The organism is Buttiauxella cochleicola (assembly GCF_021283185.1).
Taxonomy (GTDB): Bacteria; Pseudomonadota; Gammaproteobacteria; order Enterobacterales; family Enterobacteriaceae; genus Buttiauxella; species Buttiauxella massiliensis.
The window spans coordinates 289,208-314,219 of sequence record NZ_JAJSOS010000001.1 but is presented as its reverse complement, the minus strand read 5'-3'; the positions used below and the strand labels follow the sequence as shown (position 1 = coordinate 314,219).

At 49.3% G+C, this 25,012-nt stretch carries 23 protein-coding genes, 1 tRNA gene and 2 pseudogenes; 16 read left to right on the top strand and 10 right to left on the bottom strand.

Features of this window, described 5'->3' with window-relative positions; translation table 11 throughout:
• Positions 1-4: 4 nt before the first annotated feature.
• Complete coding sequence (locus LVQ76_RS01450) at positions 5-682, bottom strand: class I SAM-dependent methyltransferase (protein WP_370640048.1); 678 nt, start codon at positions 680-682, stop codon at positions 5-7.
• Between the two features lie 579 nt (positions 683-1,261).
• Positions 1,262-2,188, bottom strand: coding sequence for a transcriptional regulator MelR (gene melR / locus LVQ76_RS01445; protein ID WP_232864233.1), 927 nt, complete (start codon positions 2,186-2,188; stop codon positions 1,262-1,264).
• A gap of 281 nt (positions 2,189-2,469) precedes the next feature.
• Here melR and LVQ76_RS01440 point away from each other — a divergent pair, with 281 nt between their 5' ends.
• The 3 genes from LVQ76_RS01440 to LVQ76_RS01430 all read left to right on the top strand — a co-directional run bounded on the left by LVQ76_RS01440 (position 2,470) and on the right by LVQ76_RS01430 (position 5,594).
• Positions 2,470-3,825, top strand: coding sequence for an alpha-glucosidase/alpha-galactosidase (locus LVQ76_RS01440; protein WP_232864234.1), 1,356 nt, complete (start codon positions 2,470-2,472; stop codon positions 3,823-3,825).
• An 84-nt stretch (positions 3,826-3,909) separates the two neighbouring features.
• The gene (melB, locus tag LVQ76_RS01435; RefSeq protein ID WP_172893310.1) at positions 3,910-5,337 is read left to right on the top strand and encodes a melibiose:sodium transporter MelB; all 1,428 of its coding nucleotides are present in this window, start codon (positions 3,910-3,912) and stop codon (positions 5,335-5,337) included.
• Positions 5,338-5,339: 2 nt separating this feature from the next.
• Positions 5,340-5,594, top strand: a complete 255-nt coding sequence (locus tag LVQ76_RS01430; protein ID WP_232864236.1) for a SemiSWEET transporter — start codon at positions 5,340-5,342, stop codon at positions 5,592-5,594.
• 84 nt (positions 5,595-5,678) lie between these two features.
• Here LVQ76_RS01430 and LVQ76_RS01425 read toward each other — a convergent pair whose 3' ends face one another.
• Positions 5,679-6,674, bottom strand: coding sequence for a LacI family DNA-binding transcriptional regulator (locus LVQ76_RS01425; RefSeq protein WP_232920797.1), 996 nt, complete (start codon positions 6,672-6,674; stop codon positions 5,679-5,681).
• Positions 6,675-6,946: 272 nt separating this feature from the next.
• On the opposite strand from LVQ76_RS01425, the gene LVQ76_RS01420 reads away from it, so the two are divergent.
• The 7 genes and pseudogenes from LVQ76_RS01420 to LVQ76_RS01395 form a co-directional block, all read left to right on the top strand.
• The gene (locus tag LVQ76_RS01420) at positions 6,947-8,188 is read left to right on the top strand and encodes an MFS transporter (protein WP_232864237.1); all 1,242 of its coding nucleotides are present in this window, start codon (positions 6,947-6,949) and stop codon (positions 8,186-8,188) included.
• 21 nt (positions 8,189-8,209) lie between these two features.
• Entirely contained in the window at positions 8,210-9,637 is a 1,428-nt protein-coding gene (locus LVQ76_RS01415; RefSeq protein ID WP_232864238.1) for a glycoside hydrolase family 32 protein, read from the top strand.
• A 79-nt stretch (positions 9,638-9,716) separates the two neighbouring features.
• On the top strand, positions 9,717-11,072 hold the full coding sequence (locus LVQ76_RS01410; RefSeq protein ID WP_232920796.1) for a carbohydrate porin: 1,356 nt from the start codon (positions 9,717-9,719) through the stop codon (positions 11,070-11,072).
• Between the two features lie 27 nt (positions 11,073-11,099).
• Positions 11,100-12,044, top strand: coding sequence for a PfkB family carbohydrate kinase (locus LVQ76_RS01405; RefSeq protein ID WP_370640047.1), 945 nt, complete (start codon positions 11,100-11,102; stop codon positions 12,042-12,044).
• A 31-nt stretch (positions 12,045-12,075) separates the two neighbouring features.
• Positions 12,076-12,327, top strand: coding sequence for a transposase (locus LVQ76_RS22360; RefSeq protein WP_370640046.1), 252 nt, complete (start codon positions 12,076-12,078; stop codon positions 12,325-12,327).
• A 196-nt stretch (positions 12,328-12,523) separates the two neighbouring features.
• A pseudogene (locus LVQ76_RS22355) lies at positions 12,524-12,769 on the top strand (DDE-type integrase/transposase/recombinase); the annotation flags it as partial.
• Between the two features lie 57 nt (positions 12,770-12,826).
• Positions 12,827-13,279: pseudogene (locus LVQ76_RS01395) on the top strand (DUF4942 domain-containing protein); the annotation flags it as partial.
• Positions 13,280-13,382: 103 nt separating this feature from the next.
• Here the strand turns inward: LVQ76_RS01395 and LVQ76_RS01390 are convergent.
• Positions 13,383-13,459 (bottom strand) — tRNA-Arg (locus LVQ76_RS01390).
• Positions 13,460-13,646: 187 nt separating this feature from the next.
• On the opposite strand from LVQ76_RS01390, the gene folD reads away from it, so the two are divergent.
• Together folD and ybcJ are read left to right on the top strand one after the other, a co-directional pair.
• A complete protein-coding gene (gene folD, locus LVQ76_RS01385; protein ID WP_232864240.1) occupies positions 13,647-14,513 on the top strand; it encodes a bifunctional methylenetetrahydrofolate dehydrogenase/methenyltetrahydrofolate cyclohydrolase FolD in 867 nt (288 codons plus the stop codon).
• Position 14,514: 1 nt separating this feature from the next.
• Positions 14,515-14,727 carry a ribosome-associated protein YbcJ gene (ybcJ, locus tag LVQ76_RS01380; protein WP_064516971.1) on the top strand — a complete coding sequence of 71 codons (213 nt, stop codon included), beginning with the start codon at positions 14,515-14,517 and terminating at the stop codon, positions 14,725-14,727.
• Positions 14,728-14,868: 141 nt separating this feature from the next.
• Here the strand turns inward: ybcJ and LVQ76_RS01375 are convergent, their stop codons facing one another.
• Positions 14,869-16,422 carry a peptide MFS transporter gene (locus LVQ76_RS01375; RefSeq protein WP_232920795.1) on the bottom strand — a complete coding sequence of 518 codons (1,554 nt, stop codon included), beginning with the start codon at positions 16,420-16,422 and terminating at the stop codon, positions 14,869-14,871.
• A 374-nt stretch (positions 16,423-16,796) separates the two neighbouring features.
• Here LVQ76_RS01375 and LVQ76_RS01370 point away from each other — a divergent pair, with 374 nt between their 5' ends.
• The 3 genes from LVQ76_RS01370 (at position 16,797) to malI (ending at position 20,315) form a co-directional block, all read left to right on the top strand.
• Positions 16,797-17,324 (top strand): metal-dependent hydrolase, encoded by a 528-nt coding sequence (locus LVQ76_RS01370; protein ID WP_232864242.1) that lies wholly within the window; start codon positions 16,797-16,799, stop codon positions 17,322-17,324.
• Between the two features lie 262 nt (positions 17,325-17,586).
• The gene (locus LVQ76_RS01365) at positions 17,587-19,086 is read left to right on the top strand and encodes a PTS transporter subunit EIIC (RefSeq protein WP_151992915.1); all 1,500 of its coding nucleotides are present in this window, start codon (positions 17,587-17,589) and stop codon (positions 19,084-19,086) included.
• A 212-nt stretch (positions 19,087-19,298) separates the two neighbouring features.
• Positions 19,299-20,315, top strand: coding sequence for a Mal regulon transcriptional regulator MalI (malI, locus tag LVQ76_RS01360; protein WP_232864243.1), 1,017 nt, complete (start codon positions 19,299-19,301; stop codon positions 20,313-20,315).
• 38 nt (positions 20,316-20,353) lie between these two features.
• On the opposite strand, the gene rnk is transcribed toward malI, so the two are convergent.
• Positions 20,354-20,764, bottom strand: coding sequence for a nucleoside diphosphate kinase regulator (gene rnk / locus LVQ76_RS01355; protein ID WP_115630223.1), 411 nt, complete (start codon positions 20,762-20,764; stop codon positions 20,354-20,356).
• Positions 20,765-20,919: 155 nt separating this feature from the next.
• Positions 20,920-22,296 carry a GntP family permease gene (locus LVQ76_RS01350; RefSeq protein WP_151992913.1) on the bottom strand — a complete coding sequence of 459 codons (1,377 nt, stop codon included), beginning with the start codon at positions 22,294-22,296 and terminating at the stop codon, positions 20,920-20,922.
• 288 nt (positions 22,297-22,584) lie between these two features.
• Here LVQ76_RS01350 and LVQ76_RS01345 point away from each other — a divergent pair, with 288 nt between their 5' ends.
• Positions 22,585-23,415: an alpha/beta fold hydrolase gene (locus tag LVQ76_RS01345; protein ID WP_232920794.1), complete on the top strand. Its 831-nt coding sequence runs from the start codon at positions 22,585-22,587 to the stop codon at positions 23,413-23,415.
• Positions 23,416-23,458: 43 nt separating this feature from the next.
• Here LVQ76_RS01345 and LVQ76_RS01340 read toward each other — a convergent pair whose 3' ends face one another.
• The 3 genes from LVQ76_RS01340 to idnO all read right to left on the bottom strand — a co-directional run bounded on the left by LVQ76_RS01340 (position 23,459) and on the right by idnO (position 24,955).
• On the bottom strand, positions 23,459-23,608 hold the full coding sequence (locus LVQ76_RS01340) for a hypothetical protein (protein ID WP_232864246.1): 150 nt from the start codon (positions 23,606-23,608) through the stop codon (positions 23,459-23,461).
• Between the two features lie 98 nt (positions 23,609-23,706).
• On the bottom strand, positions 23,707-24,180 hold the full coding sequence (locus LVQ76_RS01335) for a NanQ anomerase/TabA/YiaL family protein (RefSeq protein WP_232920793.1): 474 nt from the start codon (positions 24,178-24,180) through the stop codon (positions 23,707-23,709).
• A gap of 10 nt (positions 24,181-24,190) precedes the next feature.
• Positions 24,191-24,955, bottom strand: a complete 765-nt coding sequence (gene idnO, locus LVQ76_RS01330; protein ID WP_232904071.1) for a gluconate 5-dehydrogenase — start codon at positions 24,953-24,955, stop codon at positions 24,191-24,193.
• Positions 24,956-25,012 lie beyond the last annotated feature (57 nt).

Sequence of the window (25,012 nt, the reverse complement as noted above, 5' to 3'; positions counted from 1 at the left end):
ATCATCATTCCTGTGATGGCTTACAACAAATAGTGGCATGATCCCACCATGGATTATGATTCAGGTCGGTATAAATGATAGAGAATCCCTGATTGCTGATCTCTTCTTCCAGCAGTGTAAGAGGCTTTAAGGTTCTCCATGGCTGGCCATTCCTTATTAAATGGTAATTATCGGCATCAAAATCTCGTAAATCTTCAGGTTTTTTCGGTTTCCCAGCCATAGTACTAATAACAACCATACCTTCTGGTTTTATCAGACGTCTTATTTCTGTAAGACACAATTCACGCTGTGAACCAATAAGGCAATGCAAGCAACTTCCATCAAAAATAACATCATATGAATCTGCTTCCAGCTGCTTAAGATGGCAGACATCGCCCTGGGTAAAATGCCCCTTAAGCCCAAGTGTCAAAAATCGCTCTATCGCCCACTCAATTGCAGTTTGTGAAATATCAACACCGGATACTTCATAGCCATGCTCTGCCATATATTGAGAAGACATTGCACCATTTCCACAGCCTAATTCCAGAAACGAAGCTCCGGGGGAGGGGAGGGTACTACGTTGTTTTAATTCTTGCAGAATGACAGTTAATTGTTGATGAGCTCGCTTATAACCTTCACCAGCCCACGCCTGCGCGCCATTTTGCTTTAATAGTCGATATTGCTCTTCATAGATATTCATCATAATTACCGTTTTGCCCATTTAAAACAGGATACGCTGTCGGTACTATCCCTAAATTGGCACTCTGTGTACAACGATGATCCCTTGAAATTTGATCTGGATTGAATTGGTTGCGAATAGTCTAAGAAGGGGGGCTTTTGGAGGATAAGAAAACTAATTTCATTGCTGTAACCGTTGTGGTAACGGTGTAGTGCTGATCAATAACTAACTGGGCAGCCTCAAGTCTGAACTCTGGGCTAAAATTACGTCTGCTATTTCTGGACATTGTGTCACTTGTCTTGACTATGATGCGATGATATCGCCTCGATTCAGGGGGCCAGATTTAGTATTCCACTTCATAAAAATGATCATTAATTCCGCAACCAGATTGCGCCCTACAACCTAAATCCGGACTCAATAATCATTATCTTCTGTAAAGTGATTAGCGGCAATTAGTCTTCACACTATGAAACATAGCCTCCTGGGAGACGATTTTGTAACGCTGCCTTTACCCTTAACGTGAGTTTTCGTACAACTGAGCGTCAGACCCCTTTACCAACTAAAATTGGACGGAAGCGCATAATTTTTAAGCGCCCCGGCTGATTAGCCGGCACCTCTTAACTGGCGCAGCTTGCGATAATTCTGCGGCGACATCCCGACATATTTGTTAAATGTGCTGTAGAAACTGCTGCTGGAGTGGAACCCAGCGGTGAGGGCAATATCCAGAATCGACTTGTCCGTATCACTAAGAAGTGCCCGTACATGGTTAATGCGCATCGCCGTGATGTATTGCTTCATGGTGAGCTGCATCACACGCTGGAATATACCCATTGCATAATTCGGGTTGAGTTTGACGTGTTCAGCAACCTGTTCGATGGTCAACGCCTGGTCGTAATTCTCGCCGATAAATTCCAGCATTTGGCTGACATAAAATTGCGCATGGCGTGACACATTGTTGCCGCTGCTGCGTGTACGGGCGGGTTTATTCACCAGAATCGGCTGCCAACCCGACAGGCTAAAACGCTTGAACATCAGGCAAATTTCATCGATGGCTAACTGGCGAATTTGTTCGTTGGGGCTTTTGATCTCCTCCTGCCAGCGCTGCACTTCAAAGGGGCTGAGCTGCTGTGCGGTCAGGGACTTAAGTACCGTGCCGTGGGTGATATGGTTAATAAGCTGCCGGTCCAGCGGCCAGGAAAGAAACAGGTGCATGGGAAGACTAAAGATAGCCATATTCTTGCAGTCGCCAGGGCGGGTGAGCTGATGTGGGGTACAGGCCCAAAATATCGTGATATGCCCCTGTTTAATCTGCACCGCTTCATTGTTAATCAAATATTCTACGTCGCCATCAAACGGCACATTCACCTCGACCTGCCCGTGCCAGTGGCAGGCTTCCATACTCCGCGGCCTGCGCAGCTCGATATCCATGCGTTGGTATTCGGAATAGAGCGACAAAGGGCTGCGCGTATTGCTATCGGTACTGCTGCACATATGCGGGTCTGGCGGCAGGCAATTTGGGATGATGTCCATTGTTCTCTCCGTTTCCTGAATTGTCAGAAATACTGGCACAAAACTCTTTGGGTGACTGTGAGAGCGGCACAAATTTGGCGATAGAAGCGTGCGTTTTTAAACCGATAAGCCGGTATTCTCTGCTTTCCTGGTAAAAAACTCCGGAAAACTCAGATTTAAGCGCGGGGTGAAACCAATCTGAGCTTTCCGGAATGCTAAGCGAGGAAGAGGGAGGAGAACGGGCACCTGGCGTGCCAGGCTAGCGGGGTTCACTCATGCCACGTATGCTACGGAGAAAGAAAATGTCAGCACCCAAAATTACCTTTATCGGCGCAGGCTCGACGATTTTTGTAAAAAATATTCTCGGAGATGTTTTTCATCGTCCGGCGCTGAAATCGGCCCATATCGCCTTGATGGATATTGATGAGACGCGTCTGGAAGAGTCGCACATTGTGGTACGCAAACTGATGGATTCAGCAGGTGCCTGCGGAAAAATCACCTGTCATACCGACCAGAAACAAGCCCTTCAGGATGCCGATTTCGTGGTAGTCGCTTTCCAGATTGGCGGGTACGAACCCTGCACCGTCACGGACTTCGCTGTCTGTAAACAGCACGGACTGGAACAAACCATTGCTGATACGTTAGGCCCCGGCGGCATTATGCGTGCCCTGCGTACCATCCCGCATTTATGGCAGATATGTGAAGATATGACACAAGTCTGCCCCGATGCCACGATGCTTAACTACGTGAACCCGATGGCGATGAACACCTGGGCGATGTACGCGCGCTACCCGCAGATTAAACAAGTGGGGCTGTGCCACTCGGTGCAGGGCACGGCTGAAGAGTTAGCGCGTGATTTATCGCTCGATCCGGCTTCGTTGCGCTATCGCAGCGCCGGTATCAACCATATGGCGTTTTATCTCTCGCTTGAGAAAAAAAATGAGCAGGGCGAGTACGTCAGTATTTATCCGGATCTGCTGCGAGCCTACGAAAGTGGGGAAGCGCCGAAGCCTAACCTGCATGGTAATCCACGCTGTGAAAATATCGTCCGCTACGAGATGTTTAAAAAGCTGGGCTATTTCGTAACTGAATCTTCTGAGCACTTTGCGGAATATACGCCGTGGTTTATTAAGCCCGGGCGCGAAGACCTGATTGAGCGTTATAAAGTCCCGTTGGATGAGTACCCAAAACGTTGTGTTGAGCAACTGGCTAACTGGCGCAAGGAGCTTGAAGAGTACAAAACGGCAGAAAGCATCGATATCAAGCCATCTCGTGAATATGCCAGCACCATTATGAACGCGCTGTGGACCGGCGAGCCGAGTGTTATCTATGGCAACGTGCGCAACGATAACCTTATCGACAACCTGCCGCAGGGCTGCTGTGTTGAAGTGGCGTGCCTGGTGGATGCTAACGGAATTCAACCGACCCGTGTTGGCACACTGCCGTCGCATCTGGCTGCACTTATGCAAACTAATGTGAATGTTCAGACCTTACTGACCGAAGCGATTTTGACAGAAAATCGCGACCGGGTTTATCACGCTACTCTGCTTGACCCTCATACTTCAGCCGTACTCGGCATCGAAGAGATTTATGCCCTGGTTGATGACCTGATTGCAGCACACGGTGATTGGTTACCGGCCTGGCTTCATCGCGCATAATTCAGTACGCCGGGCGTGATGCCCGGCTTCTCGCATATCTAATAACAGAAGGAGGGCGCTGGTAACAGTGGCCCGGTACCCTATATGAGCATATCAATTACAACAAAACTCAGTTATGGATTTGGGGCGTTTGGTAAAGATTTCGCTATTGGCATCGTTTACATGTACCTGATGTATTACTACACCGATATTGTAGGTTTATCGGTGGGCGTGGTGGGCACGCTGTTTTTAGTCGCAAGGATTTGGGATGCCATCAACGACCCGATCATGGGCTGGATAGTCAACAGTACCCGTAGCCGCTGGGGGAAGTTTAAGCCGTGGATCCTGGTGGGCACGATTGCCAACTCGATTGTGCTGTTTTTACTGTTCAGTGCGCATCTGTTTGAAGGCACAACGCAGGTAGTGTTCGTCTGCGTGACCTATATCTTATGGGGCATGACCTACACCATCATGGACATTCCATTCTGGTCGATGGTGCCTACCATTACCCTGGATAAACGTGAACGCGAACAATTGGTGCCGTTTCCACGTTTCTTTGCCAGTTTGTCCGGGTTTATCACCGCAGGCATTACGCTACCGTTCGTCAGCTATGTCGGCGGCGAAGACCGTGGTTTCGGCTTCCAGATGTTTACACTGGTGTTGATAGCCTTCTTCATTGCTTCAACCCTCATCACGCTGCGCAACGTAAAAGAGGTCTACTCATCAGACAGTGACGCAACCGCAGACAGTAGCCGCATCAGCTTAAAAGCCATCGTGGGGCTGATCTATAAAAACGATCAGCTCTCTTGCCTGCTGGGTATGGCGCTGGCTTACAACATCGCATCAAACATTATTTCCGGATTTGCGATTTATTACTTCACCTACGTTATCGGTGACGCCAGCCTCTTCCCGTATTACATGTCTTACGCAGGGGCGGCAAACCTGTTAACCCTGATTCTGTTCCCTCGGCTGGTAAAAGCGTTGTCACGCCGCTTACTGTGGGCGGGTGCATCGGTATTGCCGATTCTTGGTGGCGGAGTACTGCTCTGGATAGCGCTGGCGGGGTATCACAATGTGTGGTTGATTTCCATTGCGGGAATTTTGCTCAACGTAGGGACGGCGTTGTTCTGGGTACTACAGGTCATTATGGTGGCGGACACCGTGGATTATGGCGAGTATAAACTCAATGTTCGTTGCGAAAGCATTGCCTATTCGGTGCAAACGCTGGTGGTAAAAGGGGGCTCGGCATTTGCTGCATTCTTCATCGCTCTGGTCCTTGGCATCATTGGTTATGTACCTAATGTGGCACAGTCTGAAAGCACCGTCGCCGGTATGCAGTTCATCATGATTGCGCTGCCTGCGGTCTTCTTCCTGATAACCCTGGTTTTCTACTTCCGCCTCTACAAACTGAATGGCGATATGCTGAGAAAAATACAGATCCACCTGTTGGATAAGTACCGTAAATCTACAGCGCCTGTAGAGCCCCAACCCGTTAGCATCAGCATGGCGAAAACTTCAGACGCGAAGGCGTAATCATGGAATGGGTATCTGTAATTGGTTATATGGCGGCAAGCCTGACGACGTTGTCATTTTTGCCGCAGGCGGTGAAAGTGATTTCCACACGCAACACGCAAGGCATCTCCGGCCTGATGTATGCGATGTTTGTTTGTGGGTTGATGATGTGGTTTTTTTATGGGCTATTAATCAATGACCTGGCTATTAGCGCGGCGAATCTTCTGACATTGCTGTTTGCTCTACCCATCTTGATTATGAAGTACCGCCTGCGCTAATGCATGTCAGATAAGCGAAGGGTTCAAACGGTGGATGACGATAACGTTTATCCACCCTACAACATCCATTGCGTGACCTTTAGATTAGAAAGAATTCCGTAGCAGCCACGGGCTATTGACGCGCACGGTATCGCGGTGGGTATCCCCATTGATGATATGCAGTGCGCTCAGACGGCCAATGTCGTAATGGGGAAGTTGTACTGTCGACAACGGTGGGAGAAACAGATCGCCAATTCCCACCATATTGTCATAACCCAGCACAGCCACATCTTGCGGAATGCGGATGCCTCTGGATAGCAGTACCTGGTAAACCATAAATGCGATGCGGTCGTTACCGCACACCACCGAATCAAAGCGGGGTTTTCCATCAGGCATATGGGCTTCAACCATTGCCGGAATGTCGCGGTAATGTTCATCGCCCAATTCCATGTAATGGTGAATCAAATGATCCGGGTTTACGCCCATTTCACGGCAAGCGTGCTCTAGTCCCTTACGCCGGCGAATCGTGGCCAGATGTTGAGAGGGCAAATGCAGGCACAATGGCTGCCGGTATCCTGCGGTCAGTAACGCTTTCACCCCCTCATATTGCCCTTGTTCGTCGTCAGGAATGTAGCTGGCAACCGGGTCGTGCAAGCTTTCACAGTTGGCCAGTACACAGGGAAGGGTGAGTAACTTTGGTGGTATAGGGACCTGGCGCAGCCCCATCGTGGTGTAGATAATGCCGCCGGGGCGGTGTGACAGCAGCAAATCGACCATCGTCTCCGGGCTATCATCGGAAAACATGTTCACCACAAAACTGTTCCAGCCGTGAGCCCGGGCCGTTTCTTCAATCGATAAGGTAATCTCAACAGAAAAAGGCGTGGTGACCGTATCGAGCGCCAGCACACCGATGGTGTCGGGCGTTGCCCGGGCACCGCGTATCTTTTTAGCAGACAAGTCGGGCACATAATTCAGCTGGCTGATAGCAGCCTGAACGCGTGTCAGGGTGTCGGGTTTAAGCCGTTCCGGGTTGTTTAATGCACGTGACACCGTCATCAATGAGACATTTGCAAGTTTGGCCACATCTTTAAGCGATGCCATAAGTACCTATCCTGATAAGAGAAATTTCAACCCGAGCCCTTTGTGCATCAGGCTATACAACTCAGATTGTGATGTAAAAGGCTGACGCGATATTTTGGGGGACGAGTCGCTGTAATACATCCCTGCCATCGACATGAAAATTTGATCACGATCTCAAACATATCATGTTAACGTTAACTTATGTGATTAACATCATGTCTCATCGCTAAACTTCATGAGATTTCGTTAATGTTAACGTTATCATTTCATCATTGACCCTACATGAGATTGCTTTGATGAAAAAACATCACTCCCGCAGTTATCCGTTATTAAGCGCGTTACTGTTCTTCTTTTTCGTCAGTTGGTCCTCTTCCAGCTCGTTACTTTCTATCTGGTTACACCAGGAAGTGGGTTTAAAAGCTACTGACACCGGCATTATTTTCTCGGTGCTTTCGGTTTCGGCACTCTGCGCGCAGGTTTGTTACGGCTTCATTCAGGACAGGCTAGGGTTAAGGAAGAACCTGCTGTGGTACATCACCGCATTGCTGATTCTATCTGGCCCGGCCTATTTGATTTTTGGCTACCTGCTTAGCGTGAATATTCTGCTGGGGAGCGTTTTTGGCGGCCTGTTTATCGGTTTAACCTTCAACGGCGGGATTGGCGTTCTGGAGTCTTATACCGAAAGGGTGGCACGCCAGAGCACATTTGAATTTGGCAAAGCCCGCATGTGGGGGTCACTGGGCTGGGCGGTGGCGACGTTCTTTGCCGGTTTGCTGTTTAATATCAACCCTAAACTTAATTTCCTCGTCGCTTCTTGCTCAGGGTTAGTGTTCTTTTTCCTGTTGATACAGTTAAAAGTCAATACGGCTGCGAGTCTGGAAACAGTCGAACTGGGTGCAGAAAAAGTGAAGATCGCAGATGCTTTGCGCTTAATCACCCTGCCAAAATTCCGGGCGCTGATCTTCTTCGTCGTGGGCACCTGTATTTACGGCGTTTACGACCAGCAGTTCCCGGTCTATTTCGCTTCACAATTTGCCACTTTGCGTGAAGGCAATGCGATGTTTGGCTACCTCAATTCATTCCAGGTGTTTCTGGAAGCGGCAGGAATGTTCTGCGCCCCCTGGTTAGTGAATCGCATTGGCGCGAAGAATGGGCTGATCTTTGCCGGCATGGTCATGGCATTAAGAATGGTCGCATCCGGGTTGGTGGAAGGGCCGGTTCTTATCTCGATAACTAAACTCCTGCACGCGGTGGAGTTGCCTATCCTGCTGGTCTCGATCTTCAAATACAACAGCCTCAATTTTGATAAACGCCTCTCATCAACGCTCTATCTGGTGGGCTTTGCCTGCACCAGCTCAGTGATTGCGGCCTTCCTGTCGCCGCTTGCGGGCTACAGCTATGAAAAATACGGATTTGCCCAGTCTTATCTAATCATGGGGCTGATGGTGTTCTGTACCACTTTTCTTTCGATTTTCTTTTTGCGAGGCAATAAGTCCTCATCCGACGGGCTGCTGTCGCAACCTTCCACCATTTGAATTACCCAAGAGTGAGTTGTCATGACGTTATTGATTGCTAATGCCGAGAAGGCGCTGAACGAAAAACAAGACCAACTGAACATGCGCTGGTATCCACGCTACCACCTTGCTCCGCGAGCGGGTTGGATGAATGACCCCAACGGCTTGGTTTGGTTTGACGGGTGGTATCACGCGTTTTATCAACATCATCCTTACTCCACGAAATGGGGGCCGATGCACTGGGGGCATGCGCGCAGCCGCGATATGCTGCACTGGGAACATTTGCCGGTGGCGCTGGCACCGGTTGGGCCGGAAGACAAAGATGGCTGTTTCTCGGGTTCTGCGGTGGTGAATGCTGATGAACTGGCATTGATTTATACCGGCCATAAATTTCACGGTGATCCAACCAATGACAACAACCTCTACCAGGTGCAGTGCCTGGCAACCAGCAAAGATGGCATCGAATTTTCCCGTCAGGGCCAGGTGATTGACACCCCTGCGGGTCTGCATCATTTCCGCGACCCGAAAGTGTGGCAGGAAGAAGATGCATGGTACATGGTGGTGGGCGCGCGCGTGGGTGATACCGGGCAGGTCAGGCTCTACCGTTCCGAGTGCTTACGACGCTGGAAAGAAGAGGGTGTGCTGGCCGAAGCGGGCGAGGGCATGGGCTTCATGTGGGAATGCCCGGACTTCTTCACTCTTAACGGCAAACAGATCCTGATGTTCTCGCCACAGGGTATGGCGGCTCAGGGTTATGAAAATCGTAACTTATTTCAGAGTGGTTATCTGGTTGGTCAGTGGCAACCGGGTGCGACTTTCGTGCAACAGAGCACGTTCCAGGAGATGGACCACGGGCACGATTTCTATGCGCCGCAAAGTTTTCTTGCCCCGGATGGCCGCCGCATCGTCATGGGTTGGATGGCCATGTGGGAATCCCCGATGCCGGAACAACAAGACGGCTGGGCAGGCATGCTGACGCTACCACGTGAATTGACACTCACTGCCGATAATCGCCTGCAAATGCGCCCTGCCAGAGAGCTGGAAAACCTACGCCAGAGCTGGTTCAGTTGGCCTGTCAGCACCCTGAGCAACAAAACGCTACCGGTGATGAATAACTGTGAAACCACAGAAGTCATTTTGCAGTGGGAACTGGCCGCCTGCGATGCAGAGCAATACGGCATGGCGCTGGAGGACGGTATGCGCCTGTATGTCGATAACCAGGCACAACGATTGGTTCTGGAGCGCAATTACCCGGAGTTCGGTCTCTGTGGGCAACGGAGCATCCCACTCCCCAATGCAGCAACGTTGAAACTTCGGGTGTTTTTTGACAGTTCATCGGTAGAAGTGTTCGTCAATGACGGTGAAGCTTGTCTGAGCAGCAGGATATATCCGCAGTCACGCCTGTTGAGTCTCTTTGCCTGGTCAGGAAGTGCCGAATTCGTTGAATGTGGAGCCTGGCATTTAGAATAAATAGGGATAAATAAATGCCGCGGTAATTATTTCCGCGGTATAGCACTTCGGCATTATTAAAATTATAAAGGAATAATCGATGAAAATAATAATCGGGTCGGTGCTCTGCGCCGGTTTATATTCTACCTCGGGTTTTGCACAATCACCGTTAACCATTGAACAACGTTTTGCTTTGCTTGAACAACGCTTACAGGATGCTGAAAAACGCGCTGATAAAGCAGAGTCGGAAATTGCAACATTAAAACAAGTGCCCACCACAGAAAATGAAAATAAAATAATTTCGGTAGAACAAAAACCCACACCTAAACTGGCTTTAAATAATAACTCGGAATTAAAGTTCTATGGCGACGTGGAATTTAATCTTGATGGCGCCAGCCGTACCGGCAGTTTAACTTCGGTGAAAACCAGCGCTAATAAAAATTGGGCACCGGGAGATAAAGAACGCTGGGATATTAATGGGAGAATTCTGTTAGGCGTTGACGGTATTCAACACTCGTCGAATGGCCAATATGCCGGTTTTACTGTTCAACCGCTGGCGGATATGAACGGGAAAATGAACCTTGATGATGCGGCATTCTTCTTTGGGCAACAGCAAGACTGGTTAGTAAAGGTCGGGCGCTTTGAAGCCTACGATATGTTTCCGCTCAACCAGGACACCTTTATCGAGTATTCCGGAAACACTGCTAATGACCTGTATAGCGACGGTTATGGCTACATCTATATGATGAAAGAGGCGCGAGGGCGTAGTAACAGCGGGGGAAATCTGCTGTTCAGTAAGACGTTAGATAACTGGTATATGGAAGTGAATACGCTGGTAGAAGATGGCAGTTCACTGTATGTCGACCAGCGTTATCATGGAACGGAACTCGATAATCAAAAAAATGTGGTTTACGTCCGCCCGGTTATTGCCTGGCGTTCAGGAGACTATTCTATGGCGGCGGCTATGGAAACAAACCTTATTAACAACGCCTACGGCTATAAAGATGCTGCCGGAACCTGGCACGATCAATCCGGGCGTACAGGGTATGGTTTAACAATGAGCTGGAATACATTGAAAAACAATCCGCAAGAGGGTGTGGTAGTAAATCTTAATACCGCTTATATGAATGCAGAAGACGAAAAAGACTTTAGCGCCGGGATTAATGCGCTCTGGCATCGTGTTGAGTTAGGTTATATCTATGCACATAACAAAATTTCTGACTTCAATATTTCCGGATTGAACAGTGAGTGTGGTAACGAATGCGCGATCCTGGCCCCTGGCAATTACGATATCCATACAATCCACACCTCCTGGCAATTGCCAAATATTATGGATATGCCCAATTTCAATATTTACCTCGGCGCTTACGCTTCCTGGCTTAATTCTACAGCACAAGAAGAAGGTGATGATCAACCACGTTATGGCGCACGCCTGCGTTTTAAATACTTGTTTTAACGCGTGACGATTTTTTAAGGAGCAGTCATGAATATCTGGACATATGGTGATGCGGTTGTGGATTTGCTACCACTTGCGGACATGCAATATCGCGCCTGCGCAGGCGGCGCCCCGGTTAACGTTGCGGTGGGGTGCGCACGGCTGGGTTGCCAGAGTGGTTTTATCGGCCGGGTCGGGGACGATACATTTGGCACATATTTGCAGCGCACGCTGGTTGATTACGGCGTGGACACCCAATATATGCAGACAGACTCTGTGCATCGCACCAGCACGGTGTTGGTTTCTTTGGCCGAAGGCGGCGAGCGCGAATTTACGTTTTTGGTCAACCCGTCAGCCGATCAGTTCATCACCGCGGAGACACTGCCGGAGTTTGGCGCAGATATTTTGCACTTTTGTTCGTTGGCGCTGGTGGCAGAAGGCTGCCGTGAAACACTCACGCGAGCAATAGGGAAGATTAAGCAAGCGGGTGGGCTGCTAAGTTTTGATGTTAATTTACGCGAGCAGATGTGGCCCGACAGGCAGCAAATGCTGTCTGCTGTGCGCCATTTCGCCATGCAGGCCGATATTCTTAAATTGTCAGAAGAAGAGTGGTACTGGCTTGCTGGCACCCATCAGTATACTGCGGCAGTCAACGCGTTAAAGGCGCTTCCGGCTGCCATCAAAGTGATTACCTTCGGGGCGCAAGGGGCCATGGTATTATGGCAAAATCAGGTTATTCATTTCAGCGGTTATAACGTTGAGAGTGTCGACACCACCGGGGCCGGAGATGCCTTTGTTGCTGGTCTGCTGGCGCATATTGCAATGGAGCAACTGCCACAAAATCTCACCCAACTTAAGCAGGCGTTAGCCCAGGCAAGCGCCTGTGGCGCGTTGGTCACGATGCAAAAAGGGGCGCTTGCCGCCACAGCAGACAGGGACACCGTGCAGAAGTTTATCGCACGTGCACCTTTGCCAGATGTTGAGGTGAAATAACGCCTACACCGTTGCCGCCGCTGGAACGGCAATGAATGTCGGCAAATCCACGATGGATAAGTGGGTTCGACAACTGAAAGAAGAACGCGCAGGGAAATCCCCAAAGGCCTCTCCGATGACGCCTGAGCAACTTCGCATTCGTGAATTAGAAAAACGACTGCAACGTGTTGAAATGGAAAGCGATATATTAAAAAAGGCTACCGCGCTCTTGATGTCAGACTCCCTGAGCAATTCTCGTTATTTGAGAAATTCAGGACGCGGTTCCTGTTGCTTTTATTTGTAATGTGTTCGGGATCCATCGCAGTAGCTATCGGTACTTGCTAAGCCGACCGCAGAAACCTGATGCAAAACACATCGTTATACTGAACCTGGTTCGTGAAGTTCATCATGCCAGTAATGGCTCTGCGGGGGCCCGGAGCATTGCCGATATGGTCAGCGCAAAAGGTGTTCCGTTGAGTCGCTGACTGGCCAGTAAGATAATGAAAGAGCTGAATATTGTTAGTTGCCAGCAACCGGAGCATCGCTACAAAAAAGCCACAAAAGAGCATGTGGATATCCCTAATCATCTGGATCGCCAGTTTGCAGTAACGGAACCTAATCAGATCTGGTGCGGCGACGTGAGCTACATCTGGACGGGCAAACGCTGGGCTTATCTGGCGGTTGTTCTGGATTTATTTTCCCGCAAGCCAATAGGTTGGGCGATGTCGTTTTCTCCGGACTCAGGTCTGACAGGAAAAGCATTAACGATGGCCTGGGAAGCCAGGGGAAAACCGACTGACGTTATCCTCAGTACTTTTGAGCAGCTACATCGGAACAAAATGGATGTATTTGAGCGTGGCATTATCAATGTCTTTAAAGGGCTGTCGTGGGATTACAAAACCAATAGTCCCTGCAGCTTTGGTAAAAAGATCATCGTCAACAATCTGGTGACGCATAACCGCTGGGGATTTAGTCTGAACTGGGGTTGGTGTAGGGATCAACTGGCGGATCTGGAGCGAATGCTATTTCTGCTGGATGGTAAACCGATACCCGACAATCGTGGCGATGTTACTACTCGATTGATGGAGCATATCCGGGACAACCCTTCGAAGGATGTTTACGAAGATGAGTTCTTCAGTATTCGTTACTTTTAGAAGGGAACTGCCCATTTGACGTTTAAACGCCTGGCTCTGATTGAAAGGATGAATGACATCATCGCTAAGTACTATCCGGGAATGCTGGCTAAGCCACGCTAATGTTGATGGGTGTTGAGAAAATTTACTTACACCAGCCGTTACATAAACTTTATGGATGCGTGGTTTTTAGTGAGGGGGTTTTGCGTAACTCATTGATTTTAAATGGTACGCCCTACAGGGCTCGAACCTGTGACCTACGGCTTAGAAGGCCGTTGCTCTATCCAACTGAGCTAAGGGCGCACTGTATTCCTTTCGGAAGCATTGCGGGTTCGGATTATACGGTCAGTACCTTACGAGTCAATGGCTTTTGAACTGCCTGCGCGACAATTGAGCATAAAGGCTTAACAATGCCTGACAGCGAGCCGCGCTTCTGACAAAATAGAAACAATCCCCTCCCTTTTCGATTACAGACGGAATCATCTGACTGATGGCAGCAAAGATTATTGATGGTAAAACGATTGCGCAGCAGGTACGGCTTGAAGTTGCTGAAAAAGTGAAAGCCCGAATTGCCGCTGGAAAACGTGCTCCAGGACTTGCGGTTGTTCTGGTTGGCGAGAATCCTGCTTCGCAAATTTATGTTGGAAGTAAACGTAAGGCATGTGAAGAAGTGGGCTTTATTTCCCGCTCGTACGATTTGCCTGACACAACTTCTGAAGCAGAGCTGCTGGAGCTGATTGATACGCTTAACGCAGATAAAGAAATTGACGGTATCCTTGTGCAGTTACCACTGCCTGCAGGTATCGACAATGTGAAAGTTCTGGAGCGTATCGACCCGGATAAAGATGTTGATGGATTCCATCCCTACAACATAGGTCGCCTGTGCCAGCGTTCGCCGCGTCTGCGCCCTTGTACGCCACGTGGCATCGTGACGCTGCTTGAGCGTTACGGTATTGATACCTACGGCCTGAACGCCGTGGTGATTGGCGCATCCAACATTGTTGGCCGTCCGATGAGCATGGAACTGCTGTTGGCGGGTTGCACCACTACCGTGACTCACCGCTTTACCAAAAACCTTCGTCATCACGTTGAAAATGCTGATTTGGTGATCGTTGCTGTTGGTAAACCTGGCTTTATTCCAGGTGATTGGATCAAGGAAGGGGCGATTGTGGTGGACGTGGGTATTAACCGTCTGGAGAGCGGTAAAGTGGTCGGCGACGTAAATTATGATGAAGCCGCTGCCAAAGCCTCGTATATTACGCCGGTTCCGGGTGGCGTTGGCCCAATGACCGTCGCCACTCTTATCCAGAATACCTTGCAGGCTTGCGAGGAATATCATGATGTCCATGGAGAATAAAATGGCGACCTTCTCATTAGGTAAACACCCACACGTTGAATTATGCGATCTGCTGAAGCTGGAAGGCTGGTGTGAAAGCGGCGCACAGGCGAAAGCGGTGATTGCGGAAGGGCTGGTGAAAGTAGACGGCGAAGTGGAAACCCGCAAACGCTGCAAAATCGTTGCAGGCCAGACTGTGGTTTTTGAAACACTGAGCATCACGGTCGAAGCTTAAGCTTCCCGTTTAACCCTCGCTTTCCGGCGAGGGTTTCCCCTTCTGCATTAATTTTCTGCAATTCTACGAATATTTTCGGGCCTGCTCAAAGAATGAGGCCTGTCGTCAGACTGGCCTCATTGCGGGTGACGATATGACTAATCAGGCGTTGCTAACCGGTTTTTGTTCTGTCTTCACCTGAGCATTTTCCAGCATTTTGCGTACCGGAATAATCAGCACGAACAGTACAGCCGCACAGATCAGTAACGCAATGGAACAACGCGCGAACAGGTTAGGCAGCATATCCAACTGGTCGGCTTTCACGTGACCGCCAATCAGGCCTGCCGCAAGGTTACCCAGCGCACTGGCGCAGAACCACAGTCCCATCATCTGGCCACGCATTCTTTCTGGAGCCAGCAGCGTCATGGTCGCAAGTCCAATTGGACTCAGGCACAGCTCGCCGAGTGTCAGCATCAGGATGCTTCCCACCAGCCATAGTGGCGACACACCAGCACCGCCGCTGTTCAGAACATTTTGTGCTGCCAGCATCATCAAACCAAAACCTGCAGCGGCGCATAAAATGCCGATGATAAACTTAGTGATACTGCTTGGGCGGATGTTATTACGTGCGAGGCGCGGCCATGCCCAGCTAAATACCGGTGCCAGTAAAATGATAAACAGCGCATTGATTGACTGGAACCACACCGCAGGGATCTCAAAATCGCCGATCATGCGGTCGGTGTAGTCATTTGCAAACAGGTTGAACGAAGTGGGTTTCTGCTCAAATGCAGACCAGAAGAAGGCCGCAGAGACCAGCAGAATAAAGCAAACCAGCAACCTGGCGCGTTCTTTGCGGTTAAGACCCGCGAACATGAACAGATAGATAAAATAGAGCGCTACCGACGCCGCAATCACGTATACCAGCACACTGGCAACCGCAACGGGGTTAATGACGATCACACCTTTTGCAATCAGGGTCACGATAACAGCCACGCCGACCGCCAGTGCCAGCAACCAGCCACCGACACCGTTTTTCTTAGCAACCGGGCTGTTCCAGGTTGAATCGAGGCCCACTTCGCTGTCGTAGCGTTGCATGGCCGGAACGGCGAACACACGGAAGATAACCAGCGCAACCAGCATTCCGATACCGCCGATACCGAAGCCCCAGTGCCAACCGTGGGTTTTGATCAGCCACCCGGAGATCAGGGGGGCAATAAACGAACCCATGTTGATGCCCATATAGAACAACGAGAAACCGCCGTCACGGCGCGCATCGCCTTTTTTATACAGCGTCCCGACCATGACTGAGATACATGTCTTGAACAGGCCAGAGCCAAGAACGATAAACATCAGGCCGATGAAGAACAGGTTGTCGCCAATGAACGCGGAAAGCGCTATCGACAGGTGGCCAAGGGCAATGAGAATCGAGCCATACCATACGGCTCTCTGCTGCCCTAACCAGTTATCAGCAAGCCACCCGCCAGGCAGCGCCGCCAGATACATACAGCCAGCAAAGATACCGACGATTGCCGATGCGTTTTCACGCGCAAGCCCCATACCGCCGTCGTAAACCGTTGCTGCCATAAACAAAATGAGTAAGGGACGGATCCCGTAAAACGAGAATCGCTCCCACATCTCAGTAAAGAACAGTGAGCCTAACGGGTAAGGATGACCGAAGAACGTTCGGCTCTCGTTGTTGTTAACCGAGGATTGCATAAATTCTCCCAAGAGGGTGTGTGGTTGTGTTGATCAGTGGCGAAATGCCCGGCGGCTAGCTGACTTGCCGCTCTTTAACATTCAGCCATTATTATTAGCTGGCGAGATTTGTCTAATGCCAACCGCAGAACTTTTAGATGAAAAGTCGACAAATGTCTACGTTTACAGATTTTATAGCGGCAGATATGAGATGTCGATTGGCAGGTTTTGGTGTGAAAACCTTGATCGCGAAGCTATAAATTATCACGGTAAAATGTTCCTCTTAACCCAGGCTGGTAGAGGGGAGGTGGCGACCAGTTTCGGATGTTTAGCCTGGTTTCTTTTTGTTTATCCTGAGCTATTCTGCTTTTTCCACTCATCAGACAACGCCTTCTATGCCAACTATCATCACTCATGCTGCAGTACCCATTTGTTTAGGATTAGGGCTTGGCACAAAAATTATTCCTCCACGTCTGCTATTGGGCGGGATCATTCTGGCGATGTTGCCGGATGCCGATGTACTGGCGTTTAAATTTGGCGTGGCGTATGGCAATGCTTTTGGTCACCGTGGGTTCACGCACTCTTTGCTGTTTGCATTTGTGGTGCCGCTACTGTGTCTGTTTGGCTATCGTTGGTTCCGCGCAGGTTTTGTTCGCGTCTGGTTATTCCTGACGGTGTCACTGCTTTCGCATAGCCTGTTGGACTCGGTTACTACAGGCGGCAAGGGTGTTGGCTGGCTATGGCCGTGGTCAGATGAACGATTTTTTGCGCCATGGCAGGTGATACGTGTCGCTCCTTTTCAGCTCTCCCGCTACCTCGAACCCCGTGGTCAGGCGGTAATTTGGTCTGAACTACAATGGGTTTGGTTGCCAGGTTTGCTGATGGCGTTCTTGCTGTTTGTTATACGTAAGAATTTGCGGTAACGGCGTCATGCTTTTGGCGGATGACACGAGCTTATCCGCCTCACAACATCTGCTTCACTTCCAATAAGCCCCTATAAATTGCAGGTCAAAACCTGCTCAACTTCAAATATTCGATAACAGTATGGCTACAACGCATATTTTAGTTGCCGGGCAAAAAACGTTTCGTCAGTATAGGTAGAACGTTCTACTAGAACGTTCTACCAAGCATAAAAACGCGTAAAACCAAAAACGCGTAGGCGGCGTCAACACCGGGGGATTGTTTATGAGTTTGCTATCCAGTATTACAAAATCGTTATCTAAATTGTCGATGATAGGTCGTGCATTAATGCTGCCTATCTCTTTGTTGCCGGCGGCAGGCTTGTTACTGGCCTTCGGCGATAAATTCCATTTGCCGTTAATGATGAATGCGGGTGGGGTGATTTTCGACAACCTGCCGATGCTGTTTGCGATTGGCTCGGCTGTGGGTTTGGCTGCTGAATCGGGGATTGCTGCACTGTCGGCGGCGGTATCAGTCTTTATTATTAACGTCACAATTGGCACGGTGATGCATATCACGCCAGAAATGGCGGCAGCGGGCGGGAAATATGCCATGGTTGTTGGCATCCCGACGTTGCAGATGGGGGTGTTTGGTGGCCTGATTTCCGGCATTCTGGCCGCATGGTGCTATAACAAATTCCACACCATGCAGCTCCCTGAGTTCCTCGGTTTCTTCTCGGGTAAACGCTTTGTTGCCATTGCTACAGCGTTTTTATCGTTCCTGCTCGGGATGGCATTGCCATGGATTTGGTCATATATCCAGTCGGGAATTGATTCGCTTTCGGTTATTGTGAATGGTGATAATCAGGCGCTTTCAACCTTTATCTTCGGCCTGGTTGAACGTGCGTTAATTCCGTTGGGGCTGCACCACATCTGGTATCCGTCATTCTGGTATTCATTTGGTGAGTACACGACCACAGCAGGCCAGGTTATCCACGGGGACCAGACAATCTGGTTCAAGATGCTCGAAGAAGGCGTGAAATCCTTTAGCAGCGACAGCTACCATAACGCAGGCAAATTCATGCAGGGTGAATTCCCACTGATGCTGTTTGCACTGCCTGCAGCATGTCTGGCGATGTACCACGAAGCGAACACCAAAAATAAGAAAATTGCCTCCGGTATTCTGTTCTCTGCGGCATTGACCTGTTTCCTGACAGGCATTACTGAACCGGTTGAATTTACCTTTATCTTTGTTGCGCCAATCCTGTATGTATTCAACGCAATTATGGCTGGCCTGTCTTACATGTGTATGTACCTGCTGCATGCGCATATCGCCAAGTCGTTCTCGGCAGGCATGATTGACTACATCTCCTTCGGGATCCTGCCGTCTTTCAACGGTTATCAGACTAACTTCTTGTCGGCTGTGATTGTCGGTATACCGATGGCGCTGATTTATTACTTCACTTTCCGTTTTGTTATTCGCCGTTTCGATGTGAAAACACCGGGCCGCGCTGATATTACTGCCAACGCTAACGATAAAACCGACACTGAACTTGCTGGCGATATTATCGGCTTGTTGGGTGGTGCAGAGAACATTAACTCTGTTGGTTCATGTATTACGCGTCTGCGTCTGGAAGTGGAAAAAAGCGACCGGGTAGACAAAGACGGTCTCAACAGTCTCGGGGCACGCGGGGTAGTGTTTGTTGGCGATTCGGGCATTCAGGTGATATTTGGCGCACGAGCGCAATTTATCGCACAGACGATGTCCACAATGATTGGTAAATAACTTTCCCTTTCATCCTTCAAGCTGCAGATGCGTTGGCTGCATTCACTTACCCCAGGAGCTTACTCAAGTAAGTTCCTGGGGCTAAGTTCTTTTGCCGCCTTCCTGCAACTTGAATGCTATAGGGGAAAGAGATGCAAAATAGTTAGCCCCCGGTATGTTTACTGGGGGCTTTATGGTATTGATAACAAGGATATTTAGTGCATAGGATCGGGATGAAAAAGGTCAATATTATTGATGTAGCCCAACTGGCGGGAGTTTCTGTCTCCACCGTGTCATTGGTGTTACGCCAAAAAGGTAAGATCTCTGAGGCAACTATTGAAAAGGTTAACGCTGCGATCAAACAGCTTGGCTACGTCCATAACGTTGCGGCGGCGAACCTGCGTTCCAGCACCTCAAATCTTATCGGCCTGGTTATCCGTGATTTCAATGACTCCTTTTGTGTAAACGTTATGGCAAGCGTCGTCCATTATCTGGAAAAACAAGGCTATATGGTTTTTCTGGGCCACCCGCAGGACGATGATCAACAGCTGCAACAGTGTTTAACATCTTTTTCGCAGCAAGGCGTGGCGGGTGTTATTTATCTGGATGCTAACCACCGTTTAGCCTCGATCCCCTCACTCATTTCTGAATGCCCATTGCCGACGGTGATTATCGCGGAGTCCACGGTAAGCAGCCATCGTGACGTGATTGGTCGAGATAATCGCCAGGCCGGAAACCAGGCAACGCGTTATTTGATTGACCGTGGTCACCGAAATATCGCGTATTTGGGTGGAACTGCATCGAACTTGATGCGCGAAGAGCGTTTACTGGGTTATCGCAATGCACTGGCGCAATACAATTTGCCGTTTCGCGAAGAGTGGGCTCCAGTTTGTGAAAACGACACCGAGAATGCTGCACGTTTAACACGTCAATTGCTTGAGAAAAACAGCAAAATCACCGCAATGCTCTGCCATTCACCATCAGCAATTATTGGCTGCCTCAATGGTATCCAGCAGGTTGGGCGAACGGTCGGTAAAGATGTGTTTTTGACTCAACAGGTTTCGTTGATTGGTTTCGAAGACATGATGCACATTAATCTCACCTCGCCACGCTTCACTTACGTTTCGTCGTCCAGCGAAGAAGCAGGCCGACAGGCGGCAACATTGATTGTGAATAAGATTAAAGAGCCGGCGCTGCCTGCTCAGAAGATAATTATTTCAGGGGAGTTGGTACTAAGGGAATCGGCCTGACAATTATTGTCCCCCTTCAAGAAAGGGGGACACATCATTTAACGGTGGTACTCGCCAGCGGCTTCCGGCTGGTATTGCAACTCCAGCACTTCCAGATGCGTCTGGTTACCGTTCGGTAACGTCCAGTTAATTGTCGCACCAACACGCAAACCCAACAGCGCCGCACCCACTGGTGCCATCACTGAAAGCTGGTTATCGCTGTCCTTCAGGTTTGCCGGGTAAACCAGCGTGCGCACATGCTCTTCTTTTGAAGACAAATCGCGGAATTTCACGCGGCTATTCATCGTCACCACATCAGCCGGAATATCTTCAGGCTTACGCATTTCAGCTCTGTCCAGTTCTGCGTTCAGCGCTGCTGCTACCGGCTGGTTGGCAAATTGTGGATTCTCCAGCAAACGGTCAATATGCTCGGCATCGAGTTCATTAATGATAATGGCTGGTCTGGACATAATTCTCGTTTCTCTCCGTGTAAATAGCAGGCATTCATGTGCCTGATGTGGACCTTACAAAAGAAAACCCTCACCGGTAAGAGTGAGGGTTTGGTCTGCAGTGATAATACTGAGCTTAACGTATAGTTTAAAGTGACCTGAGTCACAAACTGCAGTTACAGAATAATGCTACCCACTAATGCGAACAGGAAAGCGATAGTACCAATCAGCGTTTCCATCACAGTCCAGGTTTTCAGTGTGGTTTTCTCGTCCATTTCCAGGAAACGGCCAACCAGCCAGAAACCGGAGTCGTTCACGTGAGACAAAACAGTTGCACCACCTGCAATTGCCACCACGATGAAGCACAGATCGAACTGGCTCAGGCCTGGCGTTGCCGCAACCATTGGCGAGATAAGTGCCGCAGTGGTAGTCAGAGCAACGGTCGCAGAACCTTGTGCCACACGCAGAGCGGTAGAGATAACAAACGCGGCAACAATCACTGGCATACCTGTATCAGACAGCACACCAGCAAGCGCATCACCAATGCCGCTGGCACGCAGAACACCACCGAACATACCACCCGCACCGGTCACCAAAATGATGCCGCAGATTGGACCAAGCGCGCCATCGCAAACTTTTTCCAGATGCTGGCGGCTATGACGACCACTAAACACAGCAAGAGCAAAGAATACAGTTATCAGCAATGCAATCGGGGTTTTACCCAACATGCGCAGGAACTGAACTACGATATTGTCAGCCGTTACCCAACCGAGCACAGTTGCTGTGTTCAGGCCGGTATCAAGGAAAATAAGCACCAGTGGCAGCAGCAGAATTGACAATACAGTGCCAAAAGATGGTGGCTGGTGGTTTGGATCAGCTTCTACATTGCCGAGGAAAGAAGAAGGCAATGGTACTTCGAATTTCTTGCCAGCATACAGGCCAAACAGATACGCACCGAGATACCAGGTTGGAATCGCGATAACCAGGCCAACAATGACCAGAAGCCCAATGTTCGCGCCGAGCAATTCACTTGCAGCAACCGGACCCGGATGCGGCGGCAAAAGTGCGTGCATTACAGCGAATGCACCCGCAGCAGGCAGCGCATATTTCAGCGTAGAACCACCGAATTGTTTTGCTACGCTGAAAATAATTGGCAACATCACCACCAGGCCCGCATCGAAGAAGATTGGGAAGCCAAACAGCAAAGATGCAACGCCAAGCGCTAGTGGCGCGCGGTGTGAACCAAATTTCCCGACCAGTGTGTCAGCCAATACTTTGGCACCGCCAGAGATTTCAAGTAAACGACCAATCATGGCACCCAGGCCAACCAGCAGGGCAACGCCCGCCAGGGTACTACCAAAACCGCCCAAAATTGTTGGGACAATTTTATCGAACGGCACACCGGTGACCAGCGCAACAACAACACTCACAAGAGTTAATGCTAAGAATGCATGCACTTTGAAGCGCATGATGAGAATAAGTAGGAGTACGACTGCACAAGCTGCGATCCCAAGTAGGGTCCCTGCGCCGTAATGTGCTGTTATTTCGGTCATATGTTTGTCCTCTGCGCCGAATTAGTAGGCAAGATATGCGTTAAGCATAATTCACCATCTCTCTGATACCGGTAACATGATATCGGTAACATGACGCCTTCGGGAATGGAGTGCTCCATGTTTATTAACATTTTGAGAGCAACTTCAAACTATCGAAAGAAACCGTCCATAAGCCGCATTGATTAATTGCTGACCGTAAATAAACCTGCCATGGGCAAAACTTGCATTACTCTTTATAGGCACGTTTCACTCAGGCCTTGTGCGGTCATCACCTGAACCGGAGATATCATGAGCCATTACGACAAACTCACGTTAAAGGACGGCAGTTCTCTTTACTTTAAGGATTGGGGAGAAGGGCAACCGGTAGTATTCAGCCACGGCTGGCCATTAACGGCGGATGCGTTTGAAGACCAGATGTTTTTCCTAGGGCAGAAAGGATTTCGGGTTATTGCTCATGACAGGCGAGGGCATGGGCGCTCATCGCAAAGCTGGGACGGAAATAACATGGACCAGTACGCCGATGATCTTGCCGAATTGACCGCGCATCTCAATCTCAAAGATGCCGTTCACGTTGGGCATTCAACCGGCGGCGGGGAAGTGGCACGTTATATTGGCCGCCATGGCACCAGCCGTGTGGCAAAAGCGGTGCTGATAAGTGCCGTTCCGCCGATCATGATCAAAACGGACTTCAACCCAAATGGTGTACCCATTGATGTGTTCGATGGTATCCGCGAAGGCGTGCGTGCGAACCGTGCGGACTTCTTCAAAGAGCTGACGCTACCGTTCTACGGCTATAACCGCTCAGGAGCTGAAATTTCAGAAGGTGTCAGAGAGAGTTTTGTTGAGCAAGGCATGCAAGGTGGCATCAAAGCGTTGTATGACTGTATCAAAGCGTTCTCGGAAACCGATTTGCGCGAAGATCTGAAGAAAATGACCATTCCGACGCTGGTTATTCATGGCGACGACGATCAGATTGTGCCCTTTGAAACCTGTGGCAAGGTGACAGCGGCGACACTGCCAGATGCGACGTTCAAAGTTTATGAAGGTGGCTCACACGGTATTTGCACCACGGAGAAGGACCGGATTAATGCTGATTTGTTGGCCTTTTTGAAAGGTTAGCTGTTGTAGGCGGGTAAGTGGCTATTACCCGCCATTCAGCCACTCATTTAACCGCGACCGGCAACATAATCTCTTTTAAAATTTCATAGCGTTGTTGGGGTGAAAGCCAAATCAAACCCAACAGCTTATGCGCTTTTTCTTCACGTTCGAATTGGGCTTTTAACTGCATTAAAAAACGTTTCGTTTTGTTCATAATTACCTCCGCATTTGATAAACAAAGCATATGTCTACAAACCCGGAACTAATAGTGAACTGATTGTTTTTTGTCTTCCGTATTTAATCGGACAGGTGTTATCTGGTAATTAAACTCATATCAATCTTCGCTACAATTTTCCTCAGCGCAGCCGGTTCATTTAGCGTTGCCATAGGGCGATGAAGCTCGCCGGGGAAAAGAATCGTCAGGTCCCCTGGCCGTAGTTTTATCAATGTTTCACAGCCCATGTTTTTATAGAACCCGATATCATTTTGTTCGTCAAACTCACCATCTTGTTGCTGCTGTTGATCCACCGGTGCGGCACCGATTATCTCTTCGCCTTCAAGCACGATATGCACGTCGATATAACGGGCATGCAATTCAGGGCGTTGCTCTTCCAGGAGTATTGTTTTGCCATCAAACACCGAGAAATAGATAAGCTCGCCTTCAATCGGGTATTTGCCGTTGGCTAATTGCTGTGGACGGTTTGCGATAATGGCTTGTAACGCATGACGAATCACAGTTGGGTATACCGGGTTTTGAGCGGCATTCTCAAGTTTATCAATAATCATATTTCCCCCCTTACACCGCAACCAACATGCCGCCATCAACAAACAGCAGGTGGCCATTCACGAAGTTTGACGCTTTTGACGACAGGAACACCGCAGCACCAATCAATTCTTCAGGATCACCCCAGCGAGCCGCTGGCGTGCGTTTGCAAAGCCACTGGGTGAAAGCTTCATCGTCGACCAGCGTTTTGGTCATATCTGTTTTGAAGTAGCCCGGCGCAATACCGTTAACCTGGATGTTGTAACGCGCTAGTTCCACGCACATACCGCGGGTCAACATTTTCACCGCGCCTTTTGCTGCTGCATATGGTGTGATTGTGTCGCGGCCCAGCTCGCTCTGCATTGAGCAAATATTGATTATTTTGCCGGCCTGGCGTTTTACCATGCGTCGTGAAACAGATTGTGAAACTAAAAATACAGCAGTCTGGTTAACGGCAATAATATCGTTCCACTCGTTGAACGGAAATTCAGTAAATGGATGGCGACGCTGGATGCCAGCATTATTAATTAATACATCAATCGGCCCGATCTCTTGCTCGATATTTTCAATCGCAGTTTCCACCGCTTCCGGGTCGGTAACATTAAATGCAGCAGTCCAGGCGGTATAACCACTGTCACGTAATTTCATTGCCGCATGTTCGGCGCGTTCAGCAGTAATATCATTGATGATAATTTCAGCACCATGCTCAGCCAGGCCTTGTGCTAATAAAAAGCCAATTCCTTGTGCAGAGCCGGTAATTAATACGCGTTTGTTGTCGAGCGTAAACAAATTCGTCATGGTGAATTCCTGTTATTTTTGCATCGTATTTAATATCCCTTATCAAAGCGGTTCAGA